Below are 13,588 nucleotides of genomic sequence, written 5' to 3' on the forward strand. Positions count from 1 at the left end.
CCGTCAAATTAGCGGGTTCAGCGCCCCAGCTGGCGCTTCAGCGCCGTGATCAGCGAGGACACCTGCCCGCCGCCGCGCTGGATGACGGAGGAATATTCGCTGCGGGTGGTCAGCCGCAGGGAGGTGCCCTCGGCGATGAGGTCCACGATGCGGGGGGCGCCGTTCACATCCGACACGCGCCAGTCGAGGTTGAAGGCGGCGGTGCCCGGCCGGGTGACGATGGTGGAGACCAGCGCGTCGTCATCCGTGCGGGACTGGCTGCGGCCCATCTCGAAGCGCACGCCCTGGTATTCGCCGAAGCGGCCGGCCAGGTTGCGCACCAGGCTTTCCTCGAACAGGGTCAGGAATTCCTGCTGTTCCTGCGCGGAGGCCTGGCGCCAGAAGCGGCCGATGACGAAGCGGGCCACGCCCTCGATATCGACGCTGCGGCGCAGGATGTCCGCGACCTTCTGCCGTCGCTGGTCCGCCGGGATGCCGGGGTTGTTGATCACGCCCACCAGCTCCGTGCCGCTGGCCTGGATGAAGGCGCTGGCGCGGTTGGTGTCGATCTGCGCCCAGGCCGGCGGGATCGCGGGCAGGACCGCCGCCGCGGGGGCGAGCAGCACCAGGCCGCCGAGAATGCGGCGGGAAACGCGGATCATGGGTAGCTCCTCAGCGACTGCCGGCCGGGCGCAGCGCGGCGCGGGCGGCGGCGTCATTGTTCTGGATCGCGGCGGCCCGGCTCTGCCGGCTGGCGCTGCGGATGGTGGCGTAGGGGTCGAGCGAGGTGCGGGTGACCTCATCCAGCGTGTCCAGGTAGGATTCGCGCAGATCGACGACCGTCAGCCCCGCGACGCTGCCGGCGATGATGTCCACCGCCAGGCCCTGGCCGAACCAGGTCAGCGGCTGGGTGGCGACATCCACGCCGAAGCCGGTCAGGTCGCGCGCGTTGCTGGGGCCCAGCACGGGGATGAACAGGTACGGGCCGCTGCCCACGCCCCAGCTGGCCAGGGTCTGGCCGAAATCCTCATTGTGGTAGGGCACGCCGAAATGGTCGTTGGCCACGTCGAACAGCCCACCCAGCCCGATGGTGGTGTTCAGCACGAAGCGGCCCAGCGTGTCGCCCGCGCGGCGGGGCTGGCCCTGCAGCATATCGTTCACCAGCACGATGGGGGTGCGGATGTTCTGCAGCATGTTGCGCACGCCGGTGCGCACCGGCTGCGGCAGCACGGCGCGATAGCCCTGCGCCACGGGGCGCAGCGCCACCGTGTCGATCACGGTGTGGGTGGCGTACATGGCCCGGTTGAAGGGCTCCAGCGGGTCGTTCGTGGCGCGGAACTCCGCCAGCGCCTCGGCGTCCGAGGCGGGCGGAGGCGTCGCGCACCCGGCCAAAAGCGCCAGCGCCGCCAAGGGAAGGAGCTTCGGGGCCAGGAAACTGGCCAGCTTGACGATCCGCATCCTGCTTCGCTCAATCCTTTGATGTGCCGCCGGGCCTTCCCACCAGGGCAGCCCCTGCGCGGGTATTCCCCGCATGGGCCGCCCCTGCCGGCATGACGTCACGGTAAATGGTCTTGGTTTACAATAGCGCAACGCGCGGTGATCGGAAACAGTTGCGCGGGTAACGAAGTGCACCACGCCACCCGGGTTTTTGTCCTGCCCGCCCTTCGCCCGGCGGCGGAACTGCTTGCGCGCCGCAACGGCCTGGGCCATGTGCGAGCCATGGACCAGATGGAAACGCCCTTGCCGACCGGAACCTTGGCCCGCTGGCTGTCGGGCCCGCGGATCGCGGCCCTGCCCAACCCGCAGGACATGCCCGCCCCCAAGCTCAGCTTCGAGTTCTTCCCGCCGAAATCGGAGAGCATGGAGAAGCAGCTGTGGGAATGCATCCGGCGGCTGGAGCCGCTGGGCCCCCGCTTCGTCTCCGTCACCTATGGCGCGGGCGGCACCACGCGCTCACGCACCCATTCCACCGTGGCGCGCATCGTGAGCGAGACCTCCCTGACGCCCGCCGCCCACCTGACCACGGTGGGCGCGACGAAGGAGGAGGTGCTGGAAGTCGCGCGCGAGTACTGGCAGGCGGGCGTGCGCCACATCGTGGCCTTGCGCGGCGACCCGCCAGCGGGGGTGGGCAAGTATGAGCCCCACCCGGGCGGCTATGCCCAGGCCGAGGACCTGGTGCGGGGCCTGCGCGAGATCGGCGATTTCGAGATCAGCGTCGGCGCCTATCCCGAAACCCACCCCGAGGCGCTGTCGCCCGAGGCGGACCTGGATTTCCTGAAGCGCAAGATCGATGCCGGCGCCACCCGCGCCATCACCCAGTATTTCTTCGATGCCGAGGTGTATCTGCGCTTCATCGAGCGCTGCGCGAAGGCCGGCATCACCGTGCCGATCGTTCCCGGCATCCTGCCCGTGACCAACTATCAGCAGGTGGTGAAGTTCTCGGCCATGTGCGGCGCCTCGGTGCCCGGCTGGATGGGCCATCTGTTCGAGGGAATCGACGACGACCTGGACACCCGGCGTATGGTCGCGGCCGTGGCCGCGGCCGAGCAGGTGCGCCTGCTGCAGGCCAATGGCGTGGACGAGTTCCACATCTACACCCTGAACCGCGCCGACTTGGCCTATGCCATCGCGCATATCCTGGGCGCGCGCCCGAAGGGTGCCGCGGGGGCGTGACGCGACAAGGTTGGGGGCAAGCGCGATTTCGTGCCGCCCCCTCTCTTGCCCTCCCGGCGGCGGGCGCGTAAGAACCCGCCCGGTCACGGAGTGTAGCTCAGCCTGGTAGAGCACTGTGTTCGGGACGCAGGGGCCGGAGGTTCGAATCCTCTCACTCCGACCATTTTCCCGCCAGCGATTTTCCCGCCAGCGATCGGGCCCTGTTCCGCCCTGGCGGATGGCGCTTCGCCCATTTCCCGCATCCACCGCCGCCATCGGCGATTTGCCCCCTCTACAATCCGCGCGCCTGGCCCCATCTTGCCGGTGACGATGCGAGGGAGCGGGATTGCGCGATGAACATGGAATTCGGGCGTTTCGGCAGCGGCAAGGCCGTGAAGCGGATGGAAGACGCGGCCCTGCTGGCCGGTGAGGGCCAGTTCACCGGGGATTTCGCGCCCGAGGGCCAGGCCCATCTGTATTTCCTGCGCTCGCCCCACGCCCATGCGCGCATCCTCTCGATCGACACGGCGGCCGCGCGCGCCCTGCCGGGCGTGCTGGCGGTCATCACCGGCGCGGATCTGGTCGCGGCCGGGGCGAAGCCCATGACGGCCGCCCTGCCCTTCAAGCGCCCCGACGGCGCCCCCCTGCAGGCGGAGCCGCAGACGCTTCTGGCCACCGGCGCCGTGCGCTTCGTGGGTGAGCCGGTGGCGGCGGTGGTGGCCGAGACCCTGGCCGCAGCGCGCGACGCGGCCGAGGCCATCGAGGTGGATTACGACGAACAGCCCGCCGTCACGGTCATGGCCAGCGCCGTGCAGGACCCGGCCCGCGTCGTGGCCCAGACCCGCTACGGCGACGCGGCGGCGGCCGACGCCGCCTTCGCCGCCGCCGCCCATGTGGTGCGGGTGCAGATCGCGAACCAGCGCCTGGCCCCCGCGCCGATGGAACCCCGCGTGGTGCTGGCCGCACCGGAGGGCGAGCGGCTGATCGTGCGGCTCAGCAGCCAGATGCCCTCCACCGCGCGCGACCAGCTGGTGGACCTGCTGAACCTGGCCCCGGGCAGCGTGCGCGTGCTGATCGGCGATGTCGGCGGCGGCTTCGGCATGAAGACCAACCTGTACCCGGAGGACGCGGTGGTGGCCTTCGCCGCGCGCGCCACCGCCCGCCCGGTGAAATGGGCCGCGACCCGCATCGAGGATTTCCTGTCGGCCGTGCATGGGCGCGATGTGGAAAGCGAGGCCGAGATGGCGCTGGACGCGGAAGGCCGCGTGCTGGCGCTGCGGGTGAAGGGGCTGGCCAATGTCGGCGCCTATCCGCGCAATTCGGGCATCGCCATCCAGCTGCTGATCGGGCCCTGGGTGTCCACCAGCATCTACGACATCCAGACCATCGACTTCAGCTTCACCGCGCTGATGACCAACACCGCCCCCACCGGGGCCTATCGCGGCGCCGGCCGGCCGGAGGCGATCTATATCATCGAGCGCCTGATGGATGTCGCGGCCCGGCGCATGGGCCTGGACCCGGCCGAACTGCGCCGGCGCAACATGATCGCGCCCGGCCAGATGCCGTACAAGAACGCCATGGGCCAGGTCTATGACAGCGGCGCCTTCGAGCAGATGCTGGACCAGGGGCTGAAGCTGGCCGACTGGGGCGGGTATGAGGCCCGCGCCGCCGCCGCCGCCGCGCGCGGCAAGCTGCGCGGGCGCGGCATCGCCACCTTCCTGGAATGGACCGGCGGCAATGCGCTGGAGGAACGGGTGACAGTGGCCGTGAAGGGCGATGGCGGGATCGAGGTCTATGCCACCACCCAGCAGATGGGCCAGGGCATCGGCACCTCCTACGCGCAGCTCGCGGTCGATATCTTCGACGTGCCGATCGAGAAGATCACGGTGATCTTCGGCGACAGCGACCGGGGCACGGGCTTCGGCAGCGCGGGTTCGCGGTCGCTGTTCACCGCGGGCTCCGCCGTCAGCGTGGCGTCCGGCAAGGCGGTGGACCAGGGCCGCGAACTGGCGGCCGAGGCGCTGGAGGTGGCGGTGGCCGATCTGGAATACCAGGGCGGCACCTTCCGCGTCGCGGGCACGGACCGCGAGATCGGCATTTTCGAGGTCGCGGCGAAGCAGCCGGAAGGTCGGATCTTCATCGATTCGACCACCAAGGTGAACGGCCCCACCTGGCCCAATGGCTGCCATATCTGCGAGGTCGAGATCGACCGGGAGACGGGGGAGATCGAGGTCGCCTCCTATGTCTCGGTCAATGATGCCGGGCGGGTGGTGAACCCGATGATCGTGGAGGGCCAGATCGCCGGCGGCGCGCTGCAGGGTCTGGGCCAGGCGATCTATGAGCAGATGGTCTATGACCCCGAGACGGGCCAGCCGCTGAGCGCCAGCTTCCAGGACTACGCGATGCCGCGCGCCGATGTGCTGCTGCCCGGCTATGTCACCGCGCTGGACCAGTCCGTGCCGTGCCGGACCAACCCGCTGGGCGTGAAGGGCGTGGGGGAGTTGGGTACCATCGGCGCCACCCCCGCGCTGGTGAACGCGGTGGCCGATGCGCTGGCACGCCAGGGCAAGGCCGGGCTGGCGGACACGCTGCAGATGCCGCTGACGCCCGCCCGGATGTGGGCCCTGCTGGAGGGGTGAGCGGAATATTTTTTCCTACCGCTTCTTGATCCGGATCAAGGCCAGGTAACGGAAACGTGTCGGAAACGCCATGTAATTCTTCCTGGCATTTCCGGAGCGTATCCATGCCCGCTACACCATTCCCGGCATCATCAAGCGCGAAGCGCGAATTGGCGGCCCTCATACGGCTGCTTCGCCTGGCGGAGCATCAGCTTGCGGCCGCCGGCCTGCGCGGCCCCGCGATGGAACTGCATGAACTGACCGATGCCCTGGCCGCCCCGATGCCGGAAAGCGCCGCGGCATGAATGCCTGCGTCTCACCCGCCCGCCCGCTGCCTGACCTGCGCGGTATCGGCCGGATGCTGCTCTATGTGATCGAGAGCCTGCGCGATCTGGGGCTGGAGGCGGAGGCACGGCGCCTGGCCACGGTGCTGCGGCATGTCGAGGAGACGAGCTGAACGCGCCGCCCGTTATCGCCGGGTGCGCCGCGCCCCCCGCTTCGGCGGCGCCACCCCGGCCCCCCAATACATCAGCCGCGTCACCGGCCACACCCAGGCCACCCCCGCCACGGCGAAGAACGGGATCTGCGCCAGCCAATGCCAGGCCAGCACCCAGTCGGCCAGCCACATCACCAGCGCCACATAAAGCAGGAAGCCGAAGACACCGATCAGGGTGGCGAGCGCGGGGCGGGACATGCCCAGGCCAATGCGCGAATGCGGCGCCGGATGCAAGCGGGCGCATCTTCATCGGCCGGGGTGTTTGCAGCGTGGTCGGGCGATGCTTTAACGGATCACCCATCGGCGGATTTCCGCCCCATCGGCACCCCAGCCGGTCCCGCCCTCCAGGAGCCCGATCATCACGATGCCTGCCGACCCCAGCATGGACCTCAAGGCGCATATCCGGGGCATCCCCGATTTCCCGAAGCCCGGCATCCTGTTCTACGACATCTCGACCCTGCTGCGGCATGGCCCGGCCTGGAACGAGGCGGTGCGCCGCATGGCGGACATGGTGGCGGAAAAGAAACCGGATGTGCTGGCGGGCATCGAATCGCGCGGCTTCCTGCTGGCGGCCCCGATCGCGCATGCGCTGGGCATCGGCTTCATCATGCTGCGCAAGCCGCGCAAGCTGCCGGGCGCCGTGCTCGGCCTGTCCTACGCGCTGGAATACGGCGAGGACCGGATCGAGATGCAGGCCGATGCCGTGGAGAAGGGCAGCCGCGTCGTGATCCTGGATGACCTGCTGGCCACCGGCGGCACGCTCGGCGCCGGCATCAACCTGCTGCAGCAGGCCGGTGCCGATGTGGTGGGCGCGGTCACGCTGATCGAACTCACCTTCCTTGGCGGCCGGAATCGCATCCATGCGCCCTTCGAATCCCTCCTCGCCTACGACGACTGACACGACCGCATCCGTGGTGCGCGATGCCGGCGGCAACGCCTGGCTCGCCTCCGCGATGGACGCTGTCGCGCGGGCCGGTTTCGACGGCCCGCTGGCGGCTGCCGTGGCGGCGGCGCCCACCGGCGTGGTCATCACCGACCCCCACCAGCGCGACAACCCCATCATCTTCTGCAACCCGGGCTTCACCCGCATCACGGGTTACGCACCGGAGGACATACTCGGCCGCAACTGCCGCTTCCTGCAGGGCAAGAGCACGGAGGCGGCGGCGATGATGGCCATTCGCCGCGCGGTGGCCGCCGCCACGCCGCTGACCGTGACCATCACCAACTACCGCAAGGACGGCCGGCGCTTCAGCAACGAGCTGCGCCTGGCCCCGGTCTTCGATGCCGGGGGCGGGCTGCGCGCCTTCGTCGGCGTGCAGCATGACGTGACCCCCACCATCCGCGCCGCCGCCGCCACCGAGCGCGCCCGCCGCGCCGCCGACCGCGCCAACCAGGAAAAGACCGATTTCCTGGCCTTCGTCAGCCATGAGATCCGCACGCCGCTGGCCGGGCTGATGGGCTCGCTCTCCCTCATCCTCGACACGCCGCTGAACGCGGAACAGCGCGCCTATGCCGAAACCGCGCTCAGCGCCGGGCATTCGCTGATGTCCACGGTGAATGAGCTGCTGGACATTTCCCTGATCGAGGCCGGGCGGCTGTCGCTCGCGACCGCGCCCTTCGCCCTGGCCGACGTGCTGCGCCAGGTGCTGGACCTGACCGGCCCGGCCGCCGCCGAGAAGGGGCTGGCCCTGTCCGTCACGCTGGACCAGCACCTGCCCGCGCGGGTGGTGGGCGATGCCAGGCGCCTCAGCCAAGTGCTGCTGAACCTGGCCGAGAATGCGGTGAAATACACCGTGCGCGGTTCCGTGCGCATCCATCTCTCGGCCCTGCCCGATGGGCGGATCGGCGTGGCCGTGGCCGATACCGGCCAGGGCATCCCGCCCGAACGGCGGGTGGCGCTGCTGGCCGGCCGTGGCCCGGTGCCGCGCGCGGGCGGCAATGGGGTGGGGATCGGCCTGTCGATCTGCCAGCGGCTGGTGGGGTTGATGGGCGGGCGCATCGCGCTGGACAGCGCGCCGGGCAAGGGCAGCACCTTCTTCTTCGACATCCCGCTGGTGCCGGTGCCCGATTCGGGCACGCCGCCCGCGCGGATCGAACCGCGCACGGAACGCGGCGCGCCGGAAGGCGCCGTGCGCGGCCGCATCCTGCTGGCCGAGGACGGCGCGGTGAACCAGCTGGTCGCCGCCGCCATCCTGCGCCGCGCAGGCTATGCGGTGGAAACCGCGCGCGACGGCGCCGACGCGCTGGCCGCCGCCCGCTCCGGGGAATTCGACCTGGTGCTGGCCGACCTCGGCCTGCCGGTGCTGGATGGGCTGGCGCTGGCCCGGCGCATCCGTGCCCTGCCCGGCCGCCACGGCCGCGTGCCCATCCTGGCGCTGACCGCCTTTGCCATGCCCGGCGACGTGGCCGCGGCGCTGGAGGCCGGGATGGACGGCCACCTGGCCAAGCCGCTGGACCGCACCGCATTGCTGGAGGCCGTGCACGCCGTGCTGCACAGCCCGCCGCTGCGCGCCCCCGCGCGCGGGCCGGTGCCCGAACCCGGCGCGGCCTCCGTGTTGCTGGACCGCGCCACCCTGGCGGAATTGCGGGACGCGATCGGCCCCGGCCGCCTACCCCGCCTGGTGCAACTGTTCGCCGAGGAAGCGCGCGGCCGCGTCCGGCGCCTGGACAGCGAGGCCCCCGAACGGCTGAAGCGGGAGGCCCGGGCCCTGCGCGATGCCGCCGCCACCTTCGGCACCGTGGCCCTGCGCGACGCCGCCGAGGCGCTGCTGGCCGCCCAGGCGATGGGCGACGAGGCCGCCGTGGCGCTGATCCTGGCCGAACTGCCCGCGCTGGCGGAACGCAGCATCGCCGCCCTGCCCAGCCCGCCGGTCCGCACGCTGTAACTGGCGCGGAACCGCTCTGGTCGGGACACCCGAGGGGCTCGCCCCTCGGCTCCCTGCCAGGGGCGCTGCCCCTGGACCCCGCCAAAGGCCGAAAGGCCCTTGGAACCCATAAGATTGGCGCTTTATCCCGACAGGTTGGGTGCCAATTACATTATCAATATCAATAAGACATGCCTTGGCACTGTATGGCGCCAAACTGATGGGGTGCAGGGGCCTTTCGGCTCCTGCCGGGGGTCCAGGGGGCGGCGCCCCCTGGGCTTCCCTTACGCTACAGCAGGTCGATCCCGGTCGCGGCCATCAGCTGGTCCCGGCCATTCGCTTCCGGGCTGCTGAGCAGCGAGAACGCGACCGACGCCGCCGCGGCATCGCCCGCCCCCACCGCCGCGTCGTAGCTCGCATGCCCCGACGCATCGGCGGAGCGGCCGAACACGCTCTGGTACAGCTTCTCCAGATAGGCCTCGCTGGACAGCCCGTCGAAGCGGTTCCCGTATTCCTGGGATTCCACGAAGACCCTGGTCAGCTGCTGCTGGCTCATCCCCGCTTCCATCTGGTTGTCCCAGTGGCGCAGCTCGCCGATGCTGGCCTCGCGGCCCAGCAGGGCGCGGAAGTTCCAGCCCACCCAGGCCATCTCCACGTCCACCGTGGCGATGCCCTTGGCGGCATAGCCCAGCGGGTCGCCGCTGGCCTCGGCGGAGCGCACGACGCCATCGGCCACGGCGGCGCGCCCGGCGGTGCCGCCGATCGCGTTCGCCACACCCGACCAGTAGCTCTGCGCCCCCGCATCCGCCCCCCGGCCCAGCACCTGCTGGTACAGGTTGTCGATGTAGCTGGAGAGGGTGCTGACCGCGCCGCTGGCATGGCCCTCGGGCGAGTCGAGCAGGCCGCGCGCCAGGTCCTTGATGGCCAGCCCCGCTTCCACCTGCTCCGTCCAGTAGGACAGGCCCTTGATGTCGGCCTCGCGGCCCAGGATGCCGCGATACAACGCCTCGACCTGGGCGGGGGCGGAGGAACCCGCGAAATCCACCCGGCCATCGACGAATTGCAGGCGCTCCACCTCGGTCACATGGGTGCTGCCCTGGCGGCCGCCGATGGCGAAGTCGAAGCCCTTGATGCCGCCATCCGTGCCGACGATGAAGCCGCCATCGCCGCGCGCCAGCGTGTCGAAGCGCACCACGTCGAAACCCGCGCCGCCATGGATGGTGTCGCGGCCCAGCGTGGCCGTGAACACGTCATTGCCGGCGGTGCCGGTAATCGCGTCGCTGCCCGCCGTGCCCTGCGCGCGGGCGGTCTGGAACACCACGTCGTCGCGCTGGGAGAGGTTGACGATGCGCAGATCGCCCGAGGCCGCCGTGTCCGGCGCGCCGAAGGCATGCACACCGCCGTCATAGGTGGCGGCCATGTATTCGGCCAGCGCGTCCTGCTCCGTGCCCTTGGCGGCAAAGCTGGCCGCGCCGTCGGACAGCGCGGCATTGCCGGACAGGTCGATGCGGCTGCCGGCGATGGTCACCGCCGGGAAGGGGTAGCTGTCGCCGCCATCGGCCAGGAAGTTCAGCGTCACCATCTTGATGGCGCGGGCGGGGTCGCCCACCACCACGCCGTCGCGCACCAGCTCCTGCAGCACGCTGCCGTCATCGGCCAGGATGGCGGCGCTGCGGATGCGGGTGCCGGCGGTGGCCACGGTGGCCGAGGCGCCGGAGCCGCTGATCACCTGCGCCGTGCCGGTCGGGTCCCAGCTGAAGGCGATACCGCCCCACTGGCCGAACTGGCCCGGGGTGGCGCTGCCGTTGGAGGCCGCGACCGAATGTTCCAGCAGCACCTTCAGGTTCGCCGCCGTGACCGCCACGATCGAGAGCGCGTTGTTGAAGCGCAGGGAGTTCTCGATATCCAGCTGGCTGACGCCGCCCTGCGGCTTGCCGGCCGAGAGGTTGGCCAGCGGCGCGAGCTCCGCCGCCACCGCCCCGGTGGAGTAGGAGCCGATCTCGGCGCGGATGCCGCCGCCATTCTTGTGGCTGACCAGCACATCGGAGGCGAGCTGGCGGGCCACGAACAGGTTGGCGTCGGCCGAGAGGTTGCCGAGGTTCGTCTCCTCCGTCCGCACCTCGCCGCGCCGGCCTTCCAGGAAGGTCTTGGTGGCGCCGAACAGGCTGCCGTCCTTGGTGTTGATGACGGCACCCACCGCGTTGGTGATGGCGCGCACGTCGCCGCCGCGGGTGCCGGCGGCATAGGGGTCGGCCGCGCCCCACAGCGCCTGCACCGTGGCGTCGGTCGTCACATAGGCGCCGCTCACGGCGCCATCCACGCCGCCCACGCCCAGCGGGCCGGCACCGTCCGGGTCCGCGATCAGCACGCCATCGGCGTCGAAGGTCGCGACCAGGCGGCCGACATAGCTGTATTCATTGCCGGTGGAGGTGATCAGCACCGGCTTGCCGTCGGCGCCATGCAGCACCACCGGGTCGGTCTCCAGCGCGCGGTCGCCGCTGCGCAGCACGTCGTTGCCGTCGGCGAAGATGGCGTGGCTGCCGGCGGAGATGATGATGTCCACCCCCTTCAGCAGCGGGGCCAGGGCCAGCTCGTTCTGATATTGCTGCAGGTGCGACAGCAGGACGATCTTGTTGATCCCCTGGGCCGCCATCGCGTCCAGATAGGGCTGCAGGATGGCGGCCAGCTCCGCCATGTTGTCCCGCCCGCCATCGGCCGCCGGGTCCAGCACCGTGGTCAGGCCGGTGGAGGAGATGGAGGCCAGCAGCTGCGTGGTCACGGCCAGCACGCCGATGGTCTGCCCGCCCTCGACGATGGTGGTCCAGGGCGCGATCTGCACATCGGCGGCCTCGGCGGCCACCGCGGTGTTGTCGGCGATGGCAGCGGCGGTGGTGGCGTAGGTCGAGGCCTCCCGCAGGGTGGCGGTGAACAGCGCGCGGATGTTGCTATCGGCCGCGAAGTTCAGGTTGGCCGAGAGGTAGGGGAACTGCGCGCCGATATTGGTCAGCCGGGCGGCGGCCGTGGCGGCGGTGGTGTTGGCCGTCACGTCGATGACCGAGGCGAGCGGGTTGGTGCCCAGGTCGAACTCATGGTTGCCCAGCGCCGAAGCCTGCACGCCGATGGCGTTCAGCATGGCGATATCGGCCGAGAAGAAGGCGGGCGAGGTGCCGAACAGGTTGGAGAGCTGGGAGGCGGAAACGCCCAGCACCTTGGCGTAATACTCGCGCAGCACCGGGATCAGCGTGGGGTCGGTGCCCGCGGCGCCGAAGGGGCCCGGCAGGAAATTGTCGCCGCCCGACAGGGTGATGGAGTTGGCGAACTGGTCTTCCAGCTTGTCCACGATGGCGGCGAAGCGGTCGGCGCGCTGGGTGGCCAGCAGACCGGCCTCGAAATCGCTGCCGTGCAGGATCTGCAGCGTGTAATTGCCGGTGGAAGCGGTCGAGAGGCTGTAGGCGGTGGTGGTGCCGCTCACCTCATTGGCCGTGACCAGCTTGGCGGGCTGGCCGCCGCTGGCGGGGATGAAGGTGGAGACCTCGGGGCCCGTGTCGCCGCCCTTGGCCACGAAGCCCTGGTAGGAGATGGCGCTGGGCCCGTCCACGCGGAACACCATGTTGCCGTTGTACCGCTCCAGCCCCACGAAGGCGTAGAGCTGCCCGTCGATGGTGCCCAGCGCGATGCCCTCGGGCTCGGCGCCCTTGTTGTCGCTGCGGCCGTCGTCGTAGTTGGCCGGGAACTGGCTGGCCACGATCTGGTCGATCAGCTGGCCGCTGTCGAACACCTGCGTCAGCGTGGTGGCGGCACCCGCGCCGTTCACTTCCCACACCGAGAAGCTGTGGCCGCCGAAGGTGACCAGCTTGTCCAGGTCGCCATCGCCATCCGTGTCGCCCGCCCAGCGGGAAACCTCGAGCCGGCCCAGATCGGCATCGCCCCGGCGGGACTGGATGGCCGAGAGCAGGCTGGCATCCAGCGCCGGCATGCCGGCCGGCGGGGTGGAGCCGGAGGAAGGCACCAGCGCCGAGATGCGCACCGCCTCGACATAGGAGCCCCATTCGCGCGCGTCGCCTTCATTGGCGGTGACCAGATAGGTCTTGCCGCCGGAGGTGAAGCTGGCGATCGCGTCGGGGTTGTACATGCCCGAGACCGGCACCTGGCGGATGATCGCCCCGCCGTCGCGGTCGGAGGTGTCGATGCCGTTGCCAGCCAGGCTGAAATCCTTCAGCCCCAGCGGGATGATGGTCTGCCAGCCGAGCGGGCCCGAAGCCGCATCCAGGTTGAACACGCCGATGGCGTTGTTCTCCTGCAGGGTGACATAGGCGGTTTTGCCGTCGGCGGAGACGGTGATGTATTCCGGCTCCAGGTCCAGCGAGGGCAGGACGGTGTTGTAGCCGGCGCTGCCGGGGATGGCGTTGTTCAGCTTCACGCCCGCGGCCCGCAGGGCGGCGGCCTGGCTGTCGAAGGCACCGAAACCGTAGGAGGTGGCGGTCCAGCTGGCCACGTCGAGCACGACCACGGCGCCCGCCGGGTCGGCGGCGTAGTTGGCGGTGGGCTCGCCCTCGATCGCGACCAGCGCGCGGGTGCCGTCGGGGGTGAAGGTCACCATGTCCGGCACGGCGCCGACCTGGGCGGTGGCGCGCCAGGTGGCGGCGGTGCCGGCGCCGTCCACGGTGAACACCGCGACATAGCCGTCGCTGCCGGCCGTGGGGCCGTCGAAGGTGATGGCCAGGTTGTCGCCCTTGATGGCGACCGAATTGCCGGTGCCCAGGCTGACGGCCCCGCCGCCCGGCGCCTGCACGGCGGCCTTGCCGATGGAAAAGGCCAGCGCGCCGGTGGTGGCGTTCAGCGCATCCACCCCATTCGCACCCAGCACATAGACCAGGTTGCGCGCGGCGTCATAGGCCGAGACCTCCGCCCCGGTGGCGGCGCCGCCGGCAAGGGAAGTGTTGCTGACGGTAAAGATCGGTGTGGCGGTGACAGACATG

At 70.5% G+C, this 13,588-nt stretch carries 10 protein-coding genes and 1 tRNA gene; 7 read left to right on the forward strand and 4 right to left on the reverse strand.

Annotated features, from left to right (window positions below; translation table 11 throughout):
- Nucleotides 1-17: 17 nt before the first annotated feature.
- Entirely contained in the window at nucleotides 18-641 is a 624-nt protein-coding gene (locus GT007_RS08020; RefSeq protein WP_160121083.1) for an MlaC/ttg2D family ABC transporter substrate-binding protein, read from the reverse strand.
- Between the two features lie 10 nt (nucleotides 642-651).
- Nucleotides 652-1,437 (reverse strand): MlaA family lipoprotein, encoded by a 786-nt coding sequence (locus tag GT007_RS08025; RefSeq protein ID WP_160121084.1) that lies wholly within the window; start codon nucleotides 1,435-1,437, stop codon nucleotides 652-654.
- Between the two features lie 261 nt (nucleotides 1,438-1,698).
- Here GT007_RS08025 and metF point away from each other — a divergent pair, with 261 nt between their 5' ends.
- From metF to GT007_RS08050, 5 genes are all read left to right on the forward strand, one after another.
- Entirely contained in the window at nucleotides 1,699-2,652 is a 954-nt protein-coding gene (gene metF / locus GT007_RS08030) for a methylenetetrahydrofolate reductase [NAD(P)H] (protein WP_236571555.1), read from the forward strand.
- A gap of 86 nt (nucleotides 2,653-2,738) precedes the next feature.
- Nucleotides 2,739-2,815, forward strand: a tRNA-Pro gene (locus GT007_RS08035).
- 169 nt (nucleotides 2,816-2,984) lie between these two features.
- Nucleotides 2,985-5,270 (forward strand): xanthine dehydrogenase family protein molybdopterin-binding subunit, encoded by a 2,286-nt coding sequence (locus GT007_RS08040; RefSeq protein WP_160121085.1) that lies wholly within the window; start codon nucleotides 2,985-2,987, stop codon nucleotides 5,268-5,270.
- Between the two features lie 104 nt (nucleotides 5,271-5,374).
- The gene (locus tag GT007_RS08045; protein WP_160121086.1) at nucleotides 5,375-5,554 is read left to right on the forward strand and encodes a hypothetical protein; all 180 of its coding nucleotides are present in this window, start codon (nucleotides 5,375-5,377) and stop codon (nucleotides 5,552-5,554) included.
- Complete coding sequence (locus GT007_RS08050) at nucleotides 5,551-5,706, forward strand: hypothetical protein (protein WP_160121087.1); 156 nt, start codon at nucleotides 5,551-5,553, stop codon at nucleotides 5,704-5,706. The genes GT007_RS08045 and GT007_RS08050 overlap by 4 nt, the downstream gene beginning before the upstream one ends.
- A 12-nt stretch (nucleotides 5,707-5,718) precedes the next feature.
- Here GT007_RS08050 and GT007_RS08055 read toward each other — a convergent pair whose 3' ends face one another.
- The gene (locus GT007_RS08055) at nucleotides 5,719-5,943 is read right to left on the reverse strand and encodes a DUF2842 domain-containing protein (RefSeq protein WP_160121088.1); all 225 of its coding nucleotides are present in this window, start codon (nucleotides 5,941-5,943) and stop codon (nucleotides 5,719-5,721) included.
- 184 nt (nucleotides 5,944-6,127) lie between these two features.
- Between GT007_RS08055 and GT007_RS08060 the strand changes: the two genes are divergently transcribed.
- Both GT007_RS08060 and GT007_RS08065 read left to right on the forward strand, forming a co-directional pair.
- A complete protein-coding gene (locus GT007_RS08060; protein WP_160121169.1) occupies nucleotides 6,128-6,643 on the forward strand; it encodes an adenine phosphoribosyltransferase in 516 nt (171 codons plus the stop codon).
- On the forward strand, nucleotides 6,606-8,630 hold the full coding sequence (locus GT007_RS08065; RefSeq protein WP_160121089.1) for an ATP-binding protein: 2,025 nt from the start codon (nucleotides 6,606-6,608) through the stop codon (nucleotides 8,628-8,630). Before GT007_RS08060 ends, GT007_RS08065 begins: the two co-directional genes overlap by 38 nt.
- Before the next feature lie 268 nt (nucleotides 8,631-8,898).
- On the opposite strand, the gene GT007_RS08070 is transcribed toward GT007_RS08065, so the two are convergent.
- The gene (locus tag GT007_RS08070; protein WP_160121090.1) at nucleotides 8,899-13,587 is read right to left on the reverse strand and encodes a choice-of-anchor I family protein; all 4,689 of its coding nucleotides are present in this window, start codon (nucleotides 13,585-13,587) and stop codon (nucleotides 8,899-8,901) included.
- Nucleotide 13,588: the final 1 nt, after the last annotated feature.

It is taken from the genome of Rhodovarius lipocyclicus (assembly GCF_009900765.1).
In the GTDB taxonomy this organism is placed as follows: domain Bacteria; phylum Pseudomonadota; class Alphaproteobacteria; order Acetobacterales; family Acetobacteraceae; genus Rhodovarius; species Rhodovarius lipocyclicus.

What these genes read in the sequence shown, in the direction of transcription:
- GT007_RS08020 (WP_160121083.1), bottom strand. Translation starts at nt 641, where the DNA reads ATGATCCGCGTTTCCCGCCGCATTCTCGGCGGCCTGGTGCTGCTCGCC.
- GT007_RS08025 (WP_160121084.1), bottom strand. Translation starts at nt 1,437, where the DNA reads ATGCGGATCGTCAAGCTGGCCAGTTTCCTGGCCCCGAAGCTCCTTCCC.
- metF (WP_236571555.1), top strand. Translation starts at nt 1,699, where the DNA reads ATGGACCAGATGGAAACGCCCTTGCCGACCGGAACCTTGGCCCGCTGG.
- GT007_RS08040 (WP_160121085.1), top strand. Translation starts at nt 2,985, where the DNA reads ATGAACATGGAATTCGGGCGTTTCGGCAGCGGCAAGGCCGTGAAGCGG.
- GT007_RS08045 (WP_160121086.1), top strand. Translation starts at nt 5,375, where the DNA reads ATGCCCGCTACACCATTCCCGGCATCATCAAGCGCGAAGCGCGAATTG.
- GT007_RS08050 (WP_160121087.1), top strand. Translation starts at nt 5,551, where the DNA reads ATGAATGCCTGCGTCTCACCCGCCCGCCCGCTGCCTGACCTGCGCGGT.
- GT007_RS08055 (WP_160121088.1), bottom strand. Translation starts at nt 5,943, where the DNA reads ATGTCCCGCCCCGCGCTCGCCACCCTGATCGGTGTCTTCGGCTTCCTG.
- GT007_RS08060 (WP_160121169.1), top strand. Translation starts at nt 6,128, where the DNA reads ATGGACCTCAAGGCGCATATCCGGGGCATCCCCGATTTCCCGAAGCCC.
- GT007_RS08065 (WP_160121089.1), top strand. Translation starts at nt 6,606, where the DNA reads ATGCGCCCTTCGAATCCCTCCTCGCCTACGACGACTGACACGACCGCA.
- GT007_RS08070 (WP_160121090.1), bottom strand. Translation starts at nt 13,587, where the DNA reads ATGTCTGTCACCGCCACACCGATCTTTACCGTCAGCAACACTTCCCTT.